Below are 18,153 nucleotides of genomic sequence, written 5' to 3'. Positions count from 1 at the left end.
GCCTACTTCCGCATCACGGCGGGTTCGTGGCGGCGCAGCAGCCGGGACAGCACCCAGCCGTAGACGGCCGACAGCACCAGCAGCATGACCATGTTGCGCAGCCAGACGTGCGCCGAGTGCCGGAAGTACGGATCGGCGGTGAGGGTGCCCGGCATGATGCGGTGCAGTTCGACGGTGCCCGCCATGGCGCCCAGCGCCCACCGCGAGGGCACCAGCCAGGCCAGCTGTTCGAGACCGGGTACACCGTGGAGCCTCAGCAGGGTGCCGCAGAAGACCACCTGGACGACGGTGAGCAGTACCAGCAGCGGCATCGTCACCTCCTCCTTGCGGACCAGGGCGGAGACCAGCAGGCCGAGCATCATGGCGGTGAAGGAGAGCACCGCCACGGCGACGGTGATCTCCAGCAGGGGCGGCATCAGCACGCCGTCGCCGCCGGGTGCGTTCAGGTCGACGCCGGCCAGGCCCACCTGGGTGAGCACGATCGCCTGGAGCACGGTGATGGTGCCGAGGACGACGACCTTCGACATCACGTACGCGGACCTGGGCAGGCCGACGGCCCTCTCCCGCTGGTAGATGACCCGTTCCTTGACCAGCTCGCGCACCGCGTTGGCGGCGCCGGTCAGCACGCCGCCCACGCACAGGGTGAGCAGCGCGTTGGTGGCGGTCTCGAAGGTGAGCCTGTTCCCGGCGACGGCCCGAGCCATCGCGCCCATCACGAACGGCAGCCCGATCATGATGGCGAGGAAGGTCCGGTCGGCGAGGAGCGCGGCCGTGTACCGCCGCACCAGGGTGGAGAACTGGGCGCCCCAGCTGCGCGGCCGGGGCGGCGGGGCCATGACCGTCGGCCCGGTGCGCGGCGCCACCGGCTGGGCGCTGGAGTTCACGATGTACTTCCGGTGGTAGGACGAGGCGCGGTACTCCTGCGCCCAGTCCCGGCCGGTGTCGCGTTCGAACGCCTCGAAGGCCTCGGGCCACTCGTCGAACGCGAAGAAGCCGAGGGCCTCGCCCGGCGGTCCGAAGTAGGCGGTCCGCCCGCCCGGCGCGAGGACCAGCAGCCGGTCGCAGACGTCGAGGCTGAGCACGCTGTGGGTGACGACGATGACGGTACGGCCGTCGTCGGCCAGGCCGCGCAGCGTGTTCATCACCGAGCGGTCCATGCCGGGGTCGAGTCCGGAGGTCGGTTCGTCGAGGAAGAGCAGGGACGGTTTCGTGAGCAGTTCCAGGGCTACGCTGACCCGCTTGCGCTGCCCGCCGGAGAGGCTGTGCACGGGCTGGTCGGCGCGCTGTTCGAGGCCGAGCTCCCGGATGACCTGGTCGACCCGGTGGCGGCGCTCGGTCTTCGCGGTGTCCTCGGGGAAGCGCAGTTCGGCGGCGTAGCCGAGGGCGCCGCGCACGGTCAGCTGGACGTGCAGGATGTCGTCCTGCGGGACCAGGCCGATGCGCTGGCGCAGTTCGGCGTAGTCGCGGTAGAGGTCGCGGCCGTCGTAGAGGACGGTGCCGTGTTCGGCGGGGCGCTGGCCGGTGAGGGCGCCGAGCAGGGTGGACTTGCCGGCGCCGCTGGGTCCGACCACGGCGAGCAGGCACTTCTCCCCCACCGGGAAGGAGACGTGGTCCAGCAGGACCTTGCGGCCGCGGTCGACGGCGACGGTGAGGTCCTGGACGTCCAGGGAGACCTCGCCGGTGTCGACGTACTCCTGGAGCTGACCGTCGACCAGGCAGAAGGCCGAGTGGCCGACGCCGACGACGTCGCGGGGGCCGAGCGGCGCACGGGTGACCGGGCGGCCGTTGAGGTAGGTGCCGTTGTGGCTGTCGAGGTCGACGATCTCGTAGCTGCCGTCCGGGTGGACGCGCAGTTCGGCGTGGTGGCGGGAGACGACGAGGTCGTCCACGACGACGTCGTTGTCCGGGGCGCGGCCGATGCGGACGGTGCGGGCGCGCAGCGGCCGTACCGAGGAGGGCTGCCGGAAGGTGCCGGTACGGCTGGGCATCGACACGGCGAAGGGGCGGTCCGGTGCGGGCGGGGCGCGGCCGACGAGGACGCCGCTCGGGCCGTCGGAGGCGCTGCCGAAGCCGATGACCGTGCCGGGGCCGACCTCCCATTCCCGGATGCGGCGGCCGTCGGCGTAGGTGCCGTTGGTGCTGTTCTCGTCCGCCAGCGTCCAGTGGCCGTCGGCGGGGCGCAGCACCGCGTGATGCCAGGAGACCCGGGTGTCGTCGATGCAGATGTCGCTCAACGGGTCGCGTCCGACGTGGTAGTCACGGCCCGGGCTCATCACCGTGGAGCCCGCTTCGGTCTCCAGGACGAGTTCGGGCGCAGTCGAGGCGACCGGCCACTCCGCCATGGCCAGAATTCTACCGACCCGGTCACCGGTGTGCCCGGTCGTGAGTGGTGTCAGGCGACGGGGACGACGAGTGCGGGGATGGTGCGCTGCATGCGGAGGGCGTCGACGGATTCGGCGAGCAGCTCGTACTCGGTGGTCTCGTCCTGGACGGCGATCCGCACCAGCCGGCCGTCGGCCAGTTCGTCGGCGACGAGTTCCTGCCGGACGACGTCGGCGCACCAGGCGCGGAGCAGGCCGGGCACGTCGGGGACTGTCCCGGCGACCGGGACCAGCGAACCGTGGGGGTACCGGGGGTTCTCGGGTAACGGATCCAGCCGCTCGGCGATCCAGGAGGCCCGGTCCCGTAACCACCACAACGCCAGGGCCAGGGTCGGCGCACGGTAGGTGCCGAGGGGAACGCCGATGCGCTGCCCTCCGCAGACGCCGTATGCCGTGACATGGCACAGGAATTCGTCGTGCACGATCACTCCCCCGTAGCTCGCCCGGTGTGCCGTCGCGGGCCGGTTCCGTGCGGCTCCTGTGCGGTGAAGTGCTCCTGACATTCGAGTATGTTCACTTTCGAAACACTGTCACCATGCCTTTTTGGCCACTCTCTTGGCATATTCGCCCTGCGAATTGGCCGGAATGCACGTGCTGTACCGCGTCGCCTGCGAGACCTGAAGGATGGCCGCCCAGGAGGGGAAAGGTTCCGCCGCGGTGGCCGGTTCTGACGTGTCCACCCCGAAGGCCGAGGGGGGACGCGCGGGCGCGTCCCCCCTCGGCCACGGCTCACGGGCCGGCTGCCACGAACCTCACCGGTTGACGATCGCGTCGATCCGGGCCAGCTCCTCCGCCTCGAAGTCGAGGTTGCCGATGGCTCCGACGCAGTCCTCGACCTGCTGCGGGCTGCTGGCGCCGATCAGCGCGGAGGTGACCCGGCCGCCGCGCAGCACCCAGGACAGGGCGAGCTGGGCCAGGGTCTGGCCGCGGTCCTTGGCGATCTCGTCGAGGGCGCGCAGCCGGCCCACCAGGTCCTCGGTGACCGCGTCCGAGTTCAGGAAGGGGCTGTCGCTCGCGGCCCGGGAGCCCTCGGGGATGCCGTCCAGATAGCGGCCGGTGAGCAGCCCCTGCTCCAGCGGGGAGAAGACGATGGAGCCGACCTGGAGCTCGTCGAGCGCGTCGAGGACGCCCTCGGTCTCCGGGCGCCGGTCCAGCATCGAGTAGCGCGGCTGGTGGATGAGGAGCGGGGTGCCGAGATCGCCGAGGATCCGGGCGGCCTCCCGGGTCTGCTCCGCCGAGTAGTTGGAGATGCCGACGTACAGCGCCTTGCCCTGCTGGACCGCCGAGTGCAGGGCGCCCATCGTCTCCTCCAGGGGAGTCTCCGGGTCCGGGCGGTGCGAGTAGAAGATGTCGACGTACTCCAGGCCCATCCGGGTCAGCGACTGGTCCAGCGAGGACAGCAGGTACTTGCGCGAACCCCACTCGCCGTACGGCCCCGGCCACATCAGGTAGCCGGCCTTGGTGGAGATGACCAGCTCGTCGCGGTACCCGGCGAAGTCCGCCCGGAGCGCCTCGCCGAACGCGGACTCGGCGGCACCGGGCGGCGGGCCGTAGTTGTTGGCCAGGTCGAAGTGGGTGACGCCGAGGTCGAAGGCGCGGCGCAGGATGGCGCGCTGGGTCGTCACGGGCCGGTCGGGCCCGAAGTTGTGCCACAGGCCGAGCGACAGCGCGGGGAGCTTGAGGCCGCTGCGGCCGCTGCGGCGGTACGGCATGTCGGCGTAGCGGTCGGGGTGCGGGGTGTACAACGCGACTCCAGAGGGGTTGGCACACGAACTACCGATGCCACTCTTTCCCGAGCCGCGGGCAGCGGTCCAACAGAAGAATCCGATGCAATTGTGCGGTTAGGCTTCTCAATCATGGAACTGCGCCACCTCCAGCACTTCGTCGCGGTCGCCGAGGACCAGCACTTCACCCGGGCCGCGGAGCGGCTGATGGTGTCCCAGTCGGGGCTGTCCGCGTCCATCCGGGCCTTGGAGCGGGAACTGCGGGCGCCGCTGTTCGTGCGGACGACCCGCCGGGTGACGCTGACGGAGGCGGGCCGGGCGCTGCTGGGTGAGGCGGAGCGCGTCCTCGCCCAGGTGCGGTCGGCGCACGAGGCGGTGGCCGCCGTCCAGGGCGTGCTGCGCGGGACGCTGGCGCTGGGCACCGAGCAGTGCATCGCCGGGGTGCACGTGGCGGGGCTGCTCGCCGCGTTCCGGCGCCGGCACCCGGACGTCGAGATCCGGCTGCGGCAGGCGGGCTCCGGCGCACTGGCCGAGGAGGTGGCGGCCGGGCGGCTCGACCTGGCCTTCGCCTACCGCACCCAGGACGACACCGACCAGTTGCGCTCGGTGTCCCTCACCGGCGAGCCGATGACCGTGCTGTGCCATCCCAGCCACCGGCTGGCCACCGCGGGCGTGGCGGTGGCCCCCCAGGACCTCGACGGGGAGGTGTTCGTCGACTTCCACCCCGACTGGGGCCCGCGCCGCACCACCGACGCGGCCTTCGCCGCGGCGGGCGTGCGGCGCACGGTCGCCCTGGAGGTCAACGACGTGCACAGCCTCCTCGACCTGGTAGACGAGAACCTCGGTGTCGCCGTCGTGCCCCGCCACTTCCGGCACAAGCGGCCGGCGCTCACCGCGCTCGCGCTCAAGGACACGGACGAGACGGCGTACGAGACGGTCGCCCTGCTGCCGCCGCCGACGGCCACCAGCCCGGCGGCCCGGGCTCTGATCACCCTCCTCGAAACCGGTTGACCGATTCCGGACGCACGACGACCGGCGATGCGCGATCGTGGTCGTATGCATGCAAGGGACATCCTCATCGACGGCTTCGGCCGCATCCAGGAAGAAGTCCATGCCGCCCTCGACGGCCTCGATCCCGACCTGCTCAACCGGCGCCCGGCCGCCGGCGCCAACTCCGTCACCTGGCTGGTCTGGCACCTCACCCGGGTGCAGGACGACCACGTGGCCGACGCCTTCGGCCTGGAGCAGGTGTGGACGGCCCAGGGCTGGGCGAAGCGTTTCGGCCTCGACCTGCCGGTCCGGGACCACGGCTACGGCCACACCGCCGCGCAGGTCGCGAAGGTCACCGTGGACTCCGGCGACCTGCTGACCGGCTACCACGACGCGGTGCACGAGCAGACCCTCGGGGCCCTGCGCGGGCTTGCCGCCAAGGACCTCGAACGCGTCGTGGACGAGCGCTGGGACCCGCCGGTCACGCTGGGCGTACGGCTGGTGAGCGTCCTGGCCGACGACCTGCAGCACGTCGGGCAGGCCGCCTACCTGCGAGGACTGCTTCAGAGCGCGGAGGCGTAACCCGGCAGGACGACGTCCTCGATGAGGGCCCTGCGCTCGTCGAACGGGATGAACGCGCTCTTCACGGCGTTCAGGGTGACCGCGCGCAGGTCCTCGACGGTCCAGCCGGCCTGCTCGACCAGCAGGGTCATCTCGCGGGTCATCGTCGTCCCCGAGACCAGCCGGTTGTCGGTGTTGAGGGTGACCCGGAAGCCCAGCTCCTTCAGCGTGCTGATCGGGTGCTCGGCGATGGAGGTGGCGCAGCCGGTCTGGAGGTTGGAGGTGGGGCACATCTCCAGGGCGATCCGGCGGTCGCGCACCCAGCTCGCGAGGCGGCCGAGCTTGCCGTCCACGATGTCCTCGGTGATCCGCACCCCGTGCCCGATGCGCTGGGCGCCGCAGACCTGGACCGCCTGGTGGATGCTGGGCAGCCCATGGGCCTCGCCGGCGTGGATGGTGAACGGCACGCTCTCCCCGCGCAGCATCTCGAAGGCGTCCAGGTGGTCGGCGGCCGGGAAGCCGTCCTCGGCACCGGCGATGTCGAAGCCGACGACACCGGCGTCCCGGTAGGCGACGGCCAGTTCGGCGGCCTCCCGGACCCGGTCGAACATCCGCATGCCGCAGAGCAGGGTGCCGACGCGCACCGGCGTGCCGGCGGCGGCGGCCTTGGCCATGCCCGTGGAGAGCCCCTCCTGCACGGCGGCCACGACCTCGCCCATCGCGAGCCCGCCCCGGACGTTCAGCTCGGGGGCGTAACGCACCTCGCCGTACACGACGCCGTCGGCGGCGAGGTCGAGGACGTACTCCTCGGCGACGCGCCGCAGCCCCTCCCGGGTCTGCAGCACGGCGAGGGTGTGTTCGAAGGTGGCGATGTAGCGGACCAGGTCACCGGAGCCGGCGGCCTCGACGTACCAGGCCGCCAGCTCGTCGGGGTCGGTGGTGGGCAGGGTGTGGCCGACCTCGGCGGCGAGGTCGACGAGAGTGGCGGGGCGCAGGCCGCCGTCGAGGTGGTCGTGCAGGACGGCCTTCGGCAGGCGGCGGATCACATCTTCGTCTACGCGCGTAGCGGTCATGGTGGGCTGTCCTCGGCAGGTGGTTCGTGGTGATCGGTCAGGCGGCGGGCTGGAGCAGGTCCCAGCGGTTTCCGTACAGGTCCTGGAAGACGGCGACGGTGCCGTACGGCTCGTGCCGCGGCTGCTCCAGGAAGGTCACGCCGGCGGCGGCCATCCGGGCGTGGTCGCGGGCGAAGTCGTCGGTGTGCAGGAAGAACCCGACGCGCCCGCCGGTCTGGTCGCCTACCCGGGCCCGCTGGCCGTCGTCCTTGGCGCGGGCGAGCAGCAGTCCGGTGCCCCCGCCCTCCGCTCCGGGTTCGACGACGACCCAGCGGGAGCCGTCCGGGCGGGGCGCGTCCTCGACGAGCCGGAATCCGAGGGCCTCGGTGTAGAAGCGGATCGCCTCGTCGTAGTCGCCGACGACGAGGGTGACCAGGGCGACGCGTCGCATGGGGGCCTTTCGGGTGGAGCGGTTAGCGGGAGAGGTTATACGTAAAACTTGCTGGCCGCCACCCAACGCCCCTCCGGGGCTGCTTCCCGTCGGGGCTACTTCCCCGCTTCCCCCTGTGCGACCTCGACGCGGTGGTGGAAGTCGACCATCCCGGCCACCGACGCGGCGCACGACAGCCCGGCGCTGGCCGCCAGGAGCAGCGCGACCCATGCCCCGGCCCGACGCTCCCTGCGCGGCGCCGCCAGCAGCGCGTGCACCCGGCGCGGCACCGGCCCCGAGACGGCCCCGGGGACGAACGCCGGCCGCTCGACGCCGCCGTCGCCCTGGCCGGCCAGCGCGGCCCGGGCGATCGCGCGGGCCGTCAGCCGCCGGTCCCCCACCGCACGGGCCGCGGCCTCGTCGGCCACCCGCTCCACGGCCAGCCGGATGACGTCCCGGACCCGGCGCAGCGCGGGGTGACAGTGCGCGGCGAACTCGGCCGCGGCGAGGAAGTAGTGGTGGCCGCCCGCGTTGTGCGCCCGCTCGTGCGCGAACAGCGCCTCCCGCTCGCCCCCGTCGAGGGTGCGCAGCATCCCCGTGGTGACGACGATCCGGTGCGGCCGGCCGGGCAGCGCGTACGCGTCGGGACACGGCGAGTCCACCACGCACAGGTCACCCGCGGCCGGTCCCTCCGCCGCCTCGGTGCGGGCCGCGCGGAAGGCACGCGTCTGCCGGAGCGCCGACCGTACGAGGGTCCAGGCGGACACCGCCAGACCGCCGACCGACAGCGCGGCCAGCGGCAGGACGAAGCGGTCGGAGGCGGTGTGCAACGGCCGGATCAGCTCGCCGAGCGAGGCGAAGAACGGCAGTCTGAGCAGCCCGGTGAGGACGAACGCGCCGAGCGCGGCGAGTGCGCAGCCGGCGAGGGCGACGGCCGAGACGGCGACCGCCCACAGCGCGACGGCGGGCGCCAGCCTTTCGAGGGCCCGCCGGGACAGCGCCGGCAGGGCGAACGGCACCAGCAGGGGGAGGATCAGCAGGGCGATCACGTGGCACCGGATTGCTCGTCGGCTTCGAGGAGCGTGCGCAGGACGCGCTCGTCGTCCGGGCTGAGCTGGGCGACGAAGCGGGCGAGCACGGTCTCGCGGTCGCCGTCGCGGTCGAGTTCGCTGTGCATCCGCCGCGCGGTGAGACCCTGGGCGTCCTGGACGGGGACGTAGGCGTAGCCGCGGCCCCGGCGGTGCCGGTCGACCACGCCCTTGTCGTGCAGCCGGGTGAGGATGGTCGTCACGGTGGTGCGGGCCAGGTCCGTGCCGAGGCTGCGCTGCACCTCGCCGGGGGTCTGGGGGGCGCCGGCCGCCCACAGGGCCGCCATGACGCTCGCCTCGAGTTCGCCGGCGGGCCGGCGTTCGTCCTTCCCGTCGGCCATGGAAGGCTCCTCACCCCTTCTTCGTCCTCGGTGTCCTCGGTCCGGCAGATCGTCTACGCCAGTGTAGTCAGCCGGGCGCGGTCACGCCCATGACTTCGTCGCGCGGGTGGGGCCGTCGTCAGGGGCCGGTGTGCAGCGCGTTCAGGCGGGCCAGCTCCTCGTCGGTGAGCCGGACGGCGCCCGCCGCGACGTTCTCGGCCAGGTGGTCCGGGTTGCCGGTGCCGGGGATGGCGAGCACGTGCGGGCCCTGGTGCAGGGTCCAGGCGAGGCGGATCTGGGCAGGCGTGGCCCGGTGCGCCCGGGCGACGGCGAGGACCTCGTCGTCGTGGTCCTGGGTGGCGCCGTGCGGCCCGGCGTCGCCCGCGACGGCGAAGAACGGGACGAAGGCGATGCCGCGTTCGCCGCAGACGCGGACCACTTCGTCGGTGGCCCGGTTCGTGCTGTCGAGTCCCCAGCGGTTCTGCACGCACACCACGGGCGCGATGGCGAGCGCCTCGTCGAGGTGGCGCGGTTCGACGTCGGAGACGCCGAGGTGCCGGACCAGCCCGGCCTCGCGCAGTTCGGCGAGGGCGCCGAAGTGCTCGCTGATCGATTCCTGCCCCGTCCGGCGCAGGTTGACGACGTCGAGGTGGTCGCGGCCGAGCTGGCGCAGGTTCTCCTCGACGTGCCCGCGCAACTGGTCGGGGCGGGCCGGCTCGGCCCAGTTGCCGCTGTGGTCGCGGTACGGACCGATTTTGGTGACGATGACGAGGTCGTCCGGGTACGGGGCCAGGGCGGTGTTGATGAGTTCGTTGGCGGAGCGCAGGGCGGAGAAGTAGAAGGCCGCCGTGTCGATGTGGTTCACGCCGAGTTCGACGGCCCTGCGCAGCACGGCGATCGAGCGGGTGCGGTCGCTCGGGACGCCGTGGTGGAACGCGGCGCTGCCTGTCAGCCGCATCGCGCCGAAGCCGAGGCGGCGGACGGGCAGGTCGCCGAGTTCCCAGGTGCCGGAGGCGGCCGCGGTGATCGTTTCGGAGGTCATCGACGGAGTCTGGCACATCACCCGCACGCCGGTCCCGGCAATGGCGAGCAAGGTCGGACGGCGAGCAGAGTCGACTCGGCCGGTGGGCTCGCGGCGGGAGACACGGGGCGGGCGGTCGCGGCGGGAGGCTCGGAGCGACCCGGCTGACCTCCGGCACCCCGGTTGTCCGCGCGCGCCTGCGCGCGGTTCCTTGCTCAGCCCCGGAGCCGGGACATCGCCGGGTCGAACAACGGCTCCTCCGCCACCACCGCCGTCACCCGCTGGTCGAAGTACCCGATCCGCACCGCCGTTCCGGGTACCGCCAGCTCCGCGGGCAGCCACGCGTAGGCGATCCCCTTGCCGACCGTGTAGCCGTAGGCGGCGCTGGTGACGTGGCCGACGGCGCGATCCCCGTCGTAGACCGGCTCCTTGCCCATGACCACGGCCCGCGGGTCGTCGACGGTGAGGCAGGTCAGCTTCCGGCGGACGTCCGCCGCGCGGCGCTCCAGCGCGGCCTTGCCGACGAAGTCGCCCTTGTCCAGCCGGACGGCGAACCCGACGCCGGCCTCGTAGGGGTCGTGCTCGAAGGTCATGTCGGTGCCGAAGGAGCGGTAACCCTTCTCCAGGCGGAGGCTGTTGAAGGCGCCGCGCCCGGCGATGACCCCGCCGAGCGGCCGGGCCGCGGCCCACAGGGTGTCCCAGAGTTTCTGTCCCTGGTCGGCGGTGGTGTACAGCTCCCAGCCGAGTTCACCGACGTAGGACAGGCGCATCGCGGTGACCGGTACCGAGCCGATGTAGGCGCGCTTGGCGCGGAAGTACTTGAGGCCGTCGCCCGAGAAGTCCTCGTCGGTGAGGGGCTGGAGGACCTCGCGGGCGAGCGGGCCCCACAGGCCGATGCAGCAGGTGCCGGGGGTGATGTCACGGACCTGGACCCGGCCTCCCCCGGCTACCGCTGGGAGGTGCCCCCGGCCGGCGAGGTGGCGGGTGAACCAGTCGAGGTCGAGGTTGCCGTTGGCGCCGACCTGGAAGTGGTCGCGGCCGAGGCGGGCCACGGTGATGTCGCTGCGGATGCGGCCGTCGTGGTCGAGCAGCAGGGTGTACGTGACCGAGCCGACGGACTTGGCGACCTTGCCGGTGACCAGGCCCTCCAGGAAGTCGGCGGCACCCGGACCGGTGACCTCCAGGCGTTTGAGGGCCGTCATGTCGTACATCGCGACGGTCTCGCGGGTGACCTGAGCCTCGGCGCCGACGATCGGCGACCAGTAGCGGGCGGCCCAGTCGTTCGGGGTGGGGATCTCCCGGCCGTCGAGGAGCGGCGCGTTCGCCTCGTACCACTGGGGGCGCTCCCAGCCGTTCGCCTCCAGGAAGAACGCGCCGTGTTCCTGCTGGCGGGCGTGGAAGGGGCTGGTGCGGATCGGGCGCGGCTTTCCGCTCGGCTGGAGAGGATGGAGGATGTCGTACACCTCGGCGAAGTTCTGGCAGCTGCGGGCCAGGACGTACTCGGGGGCCAGTTGGTGCGGCTCGAAGCGGTTGACGTCGCACTCGTGCAGGTCGAACGAGGAGCAGTGACCGTCGACCAGCCATTCGGCGACCGCGCGTCCGACGCCCGCGGAGTGGGTGACCCAGACGGCCTCGGCGACCCAGAAGCCCCTGACGTCCGGGGACTCGCCGAGCAGCGGGTAGCCGTCGGTGGTGAAGGAGAACAGGCCGTTGATGCCCTCCTCGACCTTGGCCTCGCGGGTGGCGGGCAGCAGGGACTGCGTCTCGGTCCAGGCGTCCGCGAAGTCGTCCTCGGTGAACTTCAGGACGGAGGGCATCCGGTCGGCCTCGTCGACGGAGAGGATGTCGTCGGCGGAGATCGGCATGGGGCGGTGGCCGTAGGAGCCGATGCCGATGCCGTCGAAGCGGTCGCGGTAGTAGAGGTCGGCGTCCTGGTGGCGCAGGATGGGGCGGACGGCCTCCTCGGTCTGGCCGGCCAGGGCGGGGACCGGGCCGGTCCAGGCGAGCTGGTGGGCGAGCGGCGTGAGCGGCAGGTTCATGCCGACCATGCGGGCGATCCGCGGGCCCCAGATGCCGGCGCAGCAGACGACGACGTCGGCGGGGATCTCCCCCTGGTCGGTCACCACCGCGGTGACGGCGCCTTCGCTCTGCCGTACGTCGAGGACCTCGTGCCGTTCGAGGAAGCGCACGCCGCGTCCGGTGGCCCGGCGGATCTGGGCCTCCACGGCGAGGACGGCCTTGGCGAGGCCGTCGGTGGGGACGAGGAGGCCGCCGAGGACGCGGTCGCGGTCGACCAGCGGGTGGTGCGCCACGCACTCGTCCGGGTCGAGCAGACGGGCCTCGACGCCCCAGGCGGTGATCCAGCCGTGCCGGCGGTGGAGTTCGGCGAGGCGCTCGGGGCTGGTGGCCACTTCGAGGCCGCCGACCTGGAGGAAGCAGGGCTCGCCGTCGACGTCGAGGGAGCAGAACTTCTCGACGGTGTAGCGCGCCAGTTCCGTCATCGTCTTCGAGGGGTTCGTCTGGAAGACCAGGCCCGGCGCGTGCGAGGAGGAACCCCCGGTCGCCGGCAGGGGGCCCTGGTCGACCACGGTCACCTCGGTCCAGCCGCGTGCGGAGATCTCGTCCGCGAGGGCGGCCCCCACGACGCCCGCTCCGATGATGACCACTCGGGGTCCCGCCATCGCCCAACCTCCGAACTTGAGACCGGTGCAGTTGCTCTTTACGCAACATGATTCAGGCTGCGCAACTCAATGTGCCCGTCGCCGAGGAGGGGTGTCAAGGGGGCGGTGACGTCCGGGAACGGCCGTGACGGCGGCCCGGAAAAGGGCAGCGCCCGGCGGGCGGCGCACACAGTCGCGCACCGCCCGCCGGGCGTCCTGGAGCAGCTCGTCGGCGACCCGGGCTACTTCAGCCAGGCCTTGACCTTGTCGGGGTTGGCGTCGACCCACTTCTTCGCCGCCGCGTCGTCCGACAGCTTGTCCACGGCGATGTACTTGGCCACGGTGTTCTGGTCGTCGTTGGTCCAGTGGAAGTTCTTCACGAGCCGGTAGGCGGGACTGCCCGACTTGGCGAAGCCCGCGCTGACGATCTTGTCCAGGTCGTAGACGGGGTAGTCGCAGGCCACCTTCGCCGCGTCGGCGTCGCAACCCGTCGTGTACTTCGGCAGGTTCACCTTCACCAGCGGCACCTCGGACAGGAACCACTGCGGTTCGTAGAAGTAGCCGATCAGCCACTGCTTGTTCTTCTCGGCCGTCCGGTAGGCCTGGATGAGCGCGGTCTCGCTGCCCGCGTACACCACCTTGAAGTCCAGCTTCAGGTTCGTCACCAGGGCGGCGTCATTGGTCACGTAGGACGGGTCGCCGTCGAGCAGCTGGCCCTTGCCGCCCGACTCGGACGTCTTGAAGTTCGCGGCGTACTTGTTCAGGTTCTTCCAGTCGGTGATGTCGGGGTGCGCCTTGGCCAGCCACGGCGGGACGTACCAGCCGATGATGCCCTTGTTGCCGGTGGAGCCGGCCTCGACGGCCGTCTTCTGCCCGGTGATGTACTTCTTCTTCAGGTCGTCGTGGCCCCAGTTCTCCAGGACCGCGTCCACCTCACCGGTCCCGAAGCCCTGCCAGGCGATCTCCTCCTTGAGGTCCTTCTTGTTGACGGTGCAGCCGAGGTCGTGCTGCGCGACGTAGGCGACGACCGCCGCGTCCGCCTCGTAGCCGACCCAGGGGTTGACGGCCAGGTTGAAGGTGCCGCACTTGCCGCCCGACGACGTCGAGCCGGCCGAGCTGCTGTCGCCGACCTTCGCGCCGCCGCAGGCCGTGAGGGTGAGGCCGAGGACGGCCAGGCCGGCCGCGCCGGCTCGCCAGTGTTGTGCCATGGTGTAGTGCTCCTTATGCCCGGGTGCGTCGTGCCGCAGCCTGAGTGATCCGGTCGAACATGACTCCGAGCAGTACGATGGCGAGCCCCGCGGCCAGCCCCTTGCCGTACAGCTCCCCCTGCGAGAAACCGGCCACGACGTCGTAGCCGAGGGCGCCCGCCCCCACCAGGCCGCCCACCACCACCATCGACAGCACGTAGATGAGGCCCTGGTTGGTCGCGAGGGTCAGGGCGCCGCGTGCCATCGGCAGCTGGACCTTGGTGATGATCTGCCAGGTGTCGCACCCGGCCGAGGTGGCCGCCTCCACGGTGGACTCCGGGACGTTCCGCACGCCGTCCGCGATGATCTTGATGGCGACCGGCGCCGCGTACACGACGGCCGCGACGATCGCCGTGAAGCGGGTGGCGCCGAAGAGCGCCAGGAACGGCACCAGGTAGACGAACGGCGGCATGACCTGGGCGGCGTCCAGGGTGGGCCGGATCAGCCGGTCGACCAGGGCGCTGCGGCCCATCCACACGCCGAAGACCGCGCCGAGCAGCATCACCAGGACGGTGGCCACGGCGGTCGAGGCGAGCGTGGTCATGCTGTCCGACCACAGCCCCGTGCCGACCAGCAGTCCCACGCACACCGCGGCCGTCAGCGCTGCCCAGCGGCCGCCGAGCAGCGCCCCGAGCGCGACGAGGACGGCGCCGACCAGCCACCACGGGGAGTCGGTGAGCAGCGTCTGGAAGGGGTTGAGCAGCCCGTTGGTGAGGGCGTCGCGCAGCGCGTTGGTCAGGCCCGAGACATGGTCCTGGAGCCAGCCGGTCGTCGTGTCGGCGGCGCTCGCGATGTGGCTGCCGACGGCGCCGTCACCGGGGAACTCGGCCGCCCAGACGTAGGTGTGGGAGAGGTAGACCAGGACGAGGGCCGCGACGGCGCCCGCCCCCAGCAGCGGGCGGCGCCACCTGAGGAAGCGGTCGCCGCCGGTGCGGCGGGCCTCGGTGCGGGCCGCGGCGGCCGTGGTGACCCGGTCCAGCACGATCGCCATGACGACGATCGCGAGCCCGGCGTTGAACGCGGTGCCGACGTCGAGGGACTGCAGGGCCTGGACGACGGTCTTGCCGAGGCCCGGTGCGTCGATCAGGGCCGCGATGGTCACCATGGCCAGGGCGGCCATGATGGTCTGGTTGACGCCCATCACCACGGTGCGCTTCGACATCGGCAGCAGCACCTTCACCAGTTGCTGGGTGCGGGTGGTGCCGAGCGAGTCGGCCGCCTCGACGGTGGTCTCGGGGACGGAGCGGATGGCGTGCGCGGTGATGCGGATGGCGGGCGGTGCCGCGTAGATCACGGTGGTGATCACGGCGGACGCCCCGCCGATGAGGAAGATCAGGGTCAGCGGGGCGAGGTAGACGAAGGTCGGCATCGTCTGCATGAAGTCCAGGAACGGGGTCATGATCCGGTTGAACCGGTCGGAGAGCCCGGCCCAGACGCCCAGCGGGATGCCGATGAGCAGGGCGACGAGGACCGCGGACAGGGTCAGCGCCAGGGTGTCCATGCTCTCCTGCCACAGGCCCTGCAGCCCGAAGAAGGTGAACCCGGCCACGGCCAGCAGCGCGACCCGCCAGTTCCCGACGGCCCAGGAGGCGTAGCCGGCGAGTCCGACCACGCCGAGCCAGCCGATCTGCGGGACCGGGCGGGAGCCGGTGGGCTGGGAGATCAGCGACTGGACGAAGGTGACCAGGTTGTCGATGGCGAGGCGGATCTCGTTGAAGAAGTAGAGGAAGACCGGGTTGGAGTTGCGGTGGGCGCCGATGCTGTCGTTGACGTCGTTGAGCCGGCGGTGCAGACCGGTGAGGTCGGCGGCGGCCAGGGTCAGCGTCTGCCGCCCGCGGAACACGGCGAAGAGCAGCAGCCACACCACGAGGATCGCCGCCACCATCAGGGGACGGCTGACCCGCTGCCGTGTCGGGGCGACCGGTGCGGCCGCGTCGGCGACGGCGGCCATCAGGCGTCCCCGTCCGGCCCGGCGACGACGGACAGGATCTCCTCGTCGCCGACGATGCCGAGCAGCTTGCCGTGCTCGACGACCTTGACCGGCTTCTCGGCGGCGAGCACCGCCCGGGTGGCCTCGCGCACCACGACGTCCGGTCCCAGCTCGGGGCCGTCCAGGGCGTCGCCGGGTTCGGCGGGCCGCATGATCCAGCGCAGGGTGAGGACGTCACCGCGCGGCACGTCCTTCACGAAGTCCCGTACGTAGTCGTCGGCGGGTGCGCCCACCAGTTCGTCACCGGTGCCGCACTGGACCATCTTGCCGTCCCGCATGATCAGGATGCGGTCGCCCAGCTTGAGGGCCTCGGCGAGGTCGTGAGTGATGAACACCATGGTCTTGCCGACCTCGTGGTGCAGGCGGATGACCTCGCTCTGCATGTCACGGCGGATGAGCGGGTCGAGCGCGGAGAACGGCTCGTCGAAGAAGAGCACGTCCGGGTCGCCGGCCAGGGCGCGGGCGAGGCCGACGCGCTGCTGCATGCCGCCGGAGAGCTGGTCGGGGTAGGAGTTCTCGTAACCCGCCAGGCCCACGAGTTCGACCGTCTCCATGGCCCGCTTCATCCGCTCGGCCCTGCTCATGCCCCGGATCTCCAGCCCGAAGGCCACGTTGTCCACGACCTTGCGGTGCGGCAGCAGACCGAAGTGCTGGAAGACCATGGAGAACTTGCTGCGCCGCAGCTCGCGCAGGCGCCGGGCGTCGGCGCCCCGGATGTCCTCGCCCTCGAAGACGACCTCGCCCGCGGTGGGTTCGATCAGCCGGGTCAGACATCGCACGAGGGTGGACTTGCCGGACCCGGACAGGCCCATCACGACGAAGACCTCGCCGTTCGACACCTCGAAGTTCACGTCCCGGACGGCGGCGGTGCAGCCGGTGCGGTCCATGAGCTCGCGGCGGGTGAGGCCGCACAACTCCTCGGAGCCCGGGACCTCGTCGGCCTTCGGACCGAACACCTTCCACAGCCGGCGCACGGAGATGACCGGGGTGCGGTCACGGGGGTCCTGGGACGTGCCGCGCCGCTGCGACACCTCGGTCTGGGCTGGGGTCATGATCGGCCTCTTTTCGGCGTCAGCCGCGGAACCAGTGCTGCGGCCGGGGTTGGATGTTCTGCCAGACGTGCTTGGGCTCCCGGTACTCGTCCAGGCCGGTCGGTCCCAGCTCCCGGCCCACGCCCGAATGCCCGAACCCACCCCATTCCGCCTGCGGCACGTAGGGGTGGTAGTCGTTGATCCACACGGTGCCGTGGCGCAGTCGCCGGGCGACCCGCTGGGCCTTGCCGGCGTCCTGGGTCCAGACGGCTCCGGCGAGGCCGTACTCCGTGTCGTTGGCGATGCGGACGGCGTCGTCCTCGTCGTGGAAACGCTCGACCGTGAGCACCGGCCCGAAGGACTCCTCGTGCACCACCCGCATGTCCTGCCGGCACTCGTCGAGGACGGTGGGCGGGTAGTAGTGCCCGCCCGCGAGCGCGGGGTCGTCGGGCCGGGCGCCCCCGCAGCGCAGCACGGCGCCCTCGGCGAGACCGGCGGCCACGTACGCCTCGACCTTCGCCAGGTGCTGTGCGGAGATCAGCGCCCCGGTCTCGGCCTCGGGGTCGAAGGGGCCGCCGAGGCGGATCAGCCGGGCCCGGCGCACGACCTCGTCGACGAAGGCGTCGTGGATCGCGTCCTCGACGATCAGCCGGGCGCCGGCCGAGCAGACCTGCCCGGAGTGCAGGAAGACGGCGGTGAGCGCGAAGTCCACGGCGGTGTCGAAGTCGGCGTCGGCGAAGACCACGTTGGGGTTCTTGCCGCCGAGTTCGAGGGCGACCTTCTTCACGGTGGCGGCCGCGGTGGCCATGAGGTGCCGGCCGGTGTCCAGTCCGCCGGTGAAGGACACCATGTCGACGCCGGGGTGTTCGGCCAGCGGTGCACCGGCTTCGGGCCCGGCGCCCAGGACGAGGTTGGCGGCGCCGGCCGGCAGGCCCGCCTCCGCCAGTGCCTTCATCAGCAGGATCGAGGTGGAGGGGGTGAGCTCGCTCGGCTTGAGGACGATCGTGTTGCCCGCGAGCAGGGCCGGGGCGACCTTCCAGGAGGCCTGCAGCAGCGGGTAGTTCCAGGGGGTGATCAGTGCGCAGACGCCGACGGGTTCGTAGGTGACCCGGCTGAGCGCGTCGTCGCGGCCGGTGTCGACCACCCGGCCGGCGTCCGTCCCGGCGATGCCGCCGTAGTAGCGGAAGCAGGAGACGACGTCGGCGATGTCGTACTCGCTCTCCACCAGGCGCTTGCCGGTGTCCAGCGACTCGGCGCGGGCGAACTCCTTCGCGTCGCGCTCGATGACGCCCGCGGTGCGCAGCAGCAGGGCGCCGCGTTCCCGCTCGGCGGTGCGCGGCCAGGGTCCCTCGTCGAAAGCGCGCCGGGCGGCGGTGATCGCGGCCTCGGTGTCGGGGCGGGTGGCCTCCGGGACCGTGGCGACGAGGGTGCCGTCCGCCGGGCAGCGGATCTCCCGGCGGCCACCGGCCACCGCGTCGCGCCATTCACCGTCCACGTACAGATCTGCCACGGCCGCGCCCTTCGAGCCCGAACTTCGCGTTGCGTATTGCGCATTGGATTGCTTGTGGTGGAACACCCTGGCCGAACAGGCTGACGAACGTCAAGGGGTCCGCGTATCCCGATTCGGCCGCGAAAAGGGCACGCCGCCGCACGGCCGC

General features: G+C 71.9%; 15 protein-coding genes. 2 read left to right on the top strand and 13 right to left on the bottom strand.

Annotated elements, in window-relative coordinates:
• Positions 1-2: 2 nt before the first annotated feature.
• The 3 genes from AB0G52_RS34930 to mgrA form a co-directional block, all read right to left on the bottom strand.
• Positions 3-2,342 carry an FHA domain-containing protein gene (locus AB0G52_RS34930; RefSeq protein ID WP_361342235.1) on the bottom strand — a complete coding sequence of 780 codons (2,340 nt, stop codon included), beginning with the start codon at positions 2,340-2,342 and terminating at the stop codon, positions 3-5.
• 50 nt (positions 2,343-2,392) lie between these two features.
• Entirely contained in the window at positions 2,393-2,803 is a 411-nt protein-coding gene (locus tag AB0G52_RS34925; protein ID WP_132894060.1) for a hypothetical protein, read from the bottom strand.
• Positions 2,804-3,133: 330 nt separating this feature from the next.
• Entirely contained in the window at positions 3,134-4,126 is a 993-nt protein-coding gene (mgrA, locus tag AB0G52_RS34920) for an L-glyceraldehyde 3-phosphate reductase (RefSeq protein ID WP_361342232.1), read from the bottom strand.
• Positions 4,127-4,237: 111 nt separating this feature from the next.
• Between mgrA and AB0G52_RS34915 the strand changes: the two genes are divergently transcribed.
• Positions 4,238-5,116, top strand: a complete 879-nt coding sequence (locus tag AB0G52_RS34915; RefSeq protein WP_132894063.1) for a LysR substrate-binding domain-containing protein — start codon at positions 4,238-4,240, stop codon at positions 5,114-5,116.
• Between the two features lie 45 nt (positions 5,117-5,161).
• Entirely contained in the window at positions 5,162-5,677 is a 516-nt protein-coding gene (locus AB0G52_RS34910) for a DUF664 domain-containing protein (RefSeq protein ID WP_132894065.1), read from the top strand.
• Here AB0G52_RS34910 and AB0G52_RS34905 read toward each other — a convergent pair.
• The 10 genes from AB0G52_RS34905 to AB0G52_RS34860 all read right to left on the bottom strand — a co-directional run bounded on the left by AB0G52_RS34905 (position 5,659) and on the right by AB0G52_RS34860 (position 18,005).
• Positions 5,659-6,729 (bottom strand): adenosine deaminase, encoded by a 1,071-nt coding sequence (locus tag AB0G52_RS34905; protein WP_361342229.1) that lies wholly within the window; start codon positions 6,727-6,729, stop codon positions 5,659-5,661. The genes AB0G52_RS34910 and AB0G52_RS34905 overlap by 19 nt on opposite strands.
• Before the next feature lie 37 nt (positions 6,730-6,766).
• Complete coding sequence (locus tag AB0G52_RS34900) at positions 6,767-7,159, bottom strand: VOC family protein (protein WP_132894068.1); 393 nt, start codon at positions 7,157-7,159, stop codon at positions 6,767-6,769.
• Positions 7,160-7,254: 95 nt separating this feature from the next.
• Positions 7,255-8,187, bottom strand: a complete 933-nt coding sequence (locus AB0G52_RS34895; RefSeq protein WP_132894070.1) for a M56 family metallopeptidase — start codon at positions 8,185-8,187, stop codon at positions 7,255-7,257.
• Positions 8,184-8,567 carry a BlaI/MecI/CopY family transcriptional regulator gene (locus AB0G52_RS34890; RefSeq protein ID WP_132894072.1) on the bottom strand — a complete coding sequence of 128 codons (384 nt, stop codon included), beginning with the start codon at positions 8,565-8,567 and terminating at the stop codon, positions 8,184-8,186. The genes AB0G52_RS34895 and AB0G52_RS34890 overlap by 4 nt, the downstream gene beginning before the upstream one ends.
• A 118-nt stretch (positions 8,568-8,685) precedes the next feature.
• Complete coding sequence (locus AB0G52_RS34885) at positions 8,686-9,588, bottom strand: oxidoreductase (protein WP_132894074.1); 903 nt, start codon at positions 9,586-9,588, stop codon at positions 8,686-8,688.
• Positions 9,589-9,782: 194 nt separating this feature from the next.
• On the bottom strand, positions 9,783-12,248 hold the full coding sequence (locus tag AB0G52_RS34880; RefSeq protein ID WP_361342224.1) for an FAD-dependent oxidoreductase: 2,466 nt from the start codon (positions 12,246-12,248) through the stop codon (positions 9,783-9,785).
• A gap of 221 nt (positions 12,249-12,469) precedes the next feature.
• Positions 12,470-13,435 (bottom strand): ABC transporter substrate-binding protein, encoded by a 966-nt coding sequence (locus AB0G52_RS34875; protein ID WP_132894078.1) that lies wholly within the window; start codon positions 13,433-13,435, stop codon positions 12,470-12,472.
• 13 nt (positions 13,436-13,448) lie between these two features.
• Positions 13,449-15,425, bottom strand: a complete 1,977-nt coding sequence (locus tag AB0G52_RS34870; RefSeq protein WP_361342220.1) for an ABC transporter permease subunit — start codon at positions 15,423-15,425, stop codon at positions 13,449-13,451.
• Complete coding sequence (locus AB0G52_RS34865) at positions 15,425-16,516, bottom strand: glycine betaine/L-proline ABC transporter ATP-binding protein (RefSeq protein WP_132894082.1); 1,092 nt, start codon at positions 16,514-16,516, stop codon at positions 15,425-15,427. Before AB0G52_RS34865 ends, AB0G52_RS34870 begins: the two co-directional genes overlap by 1 nt.
• Positions 16,517-16,535: 19 nt before the next feature.
• Complete coding sequence (locus AB0G52_RS34860) at positions 16,536-18,005, bottom strand: aldehyde dehydrogenase family protein (protein WP_361342217.1); 1,470 nt, start codon at positions 18,003-18,005, stop codon at positions 16,536-16,538.
• Positions 18,006-18,153 lie beyond the last annotated feature (148 nt).

The sequence above is a fragment of the Streptomyces sp. NPDC021562 genome (assembly GCF_040640875.1).
Lineage (GTDB): Bacteria > Actinomycetota > Actinomycetes > Streptomycetales > Streptomycetaceae > Streptomyces.
This window is presented reverse-complemented; position numbering and strand designations above follow the sequence as displayed.

What these genes read in the sequence shown, in the direction of transcription:
- AB0G52_RS34930 (WP_361342235.1), bottom strand. Translation starts at nt 2,342, where the DNA reads ATGGCGGAGTGGCCGGTCGCCTCGACTGCGCCCGAACTCGTCCTGGAG.
- AB0G52_RS34915 (WP_132894063.1), top strand. Translation starts at nt 4,238, where the DNA reads ATGGAACTGCGCCACCTCCAGCACTTCGTCGCGGTCGCCGAGGACCAG.
- AB0G52_RS34910 (WP_132894065.1), top strand. Translation starts at nt 5,162, where the DNA reads ATGCATGCAAGGGACATCCTCATCGACGGCTTCGGCCGCATCCAGGAA.
- AB0G52_RS34905 (WP_361342229.1), bottom strand. Translation starts at nt 6,729, where the DNA reads ATGACCGCTACGCGCGTAGACGAAGATGTGATCCGCCGCCTGCCGAAG.
- AB0G52_RS34900 (WP_132894068.1), bottom strand. Translation starts at nt 7,159, where the DNA reads ATGCGACGCGTCGCCCTGGTCACCCTCGTCGTCGGCGACTACGACGAG.
- AB0G52_RS34890 (WP_132894072.1), bottom strand. Translation starts at nt 8,567, where the DNA reads ATGGCCGACGGGAAGGACGAACGCCGGCCCGCCGGCGAACTCGAGGCG.
- AB0G52_RS34885 (WP_132894074.1), bottom strand. Translation starts at nt 9,588, where the DNA reads ATGACCTCCGAAACGATCACCGCGGCCGCCTCCGGCACCTGGGAACTC.
- AB0G52_RS34880 (WP_361342224.1), bottom strand. Translation starts at nt 12,248, where the DNA reads ATGGCGGGACCCCGAGTGGTCATCATCGGAGCGGGCGTCGTGGGGGCC.
- AB0G52_RS34875 (WP_132894078.1), bottom strand. Translation starts at nt 13,435, where the DNA reads ATGGCACAACACTGGCGAGCCGGCGCGGCCGGCCTGGCCGTCCTCGGC.
- AB0G52_RS34870 (WP_361342220.1), bottom strand. Translation starts at nt 15,425, where the DNA reads ATGGCCGCCGTCGCCGACGCGGCCGCACCGGTCGCCCCGACACGGCAG.
- AB0G52_RS34865 (WP_132894082.1), bottom strand. Translation starts at nt 16,516, where the DNA reads ATGACCCCAGCCCAGACCGAGGTGTCGCAGCGGCGCGGCACGTCCCAG.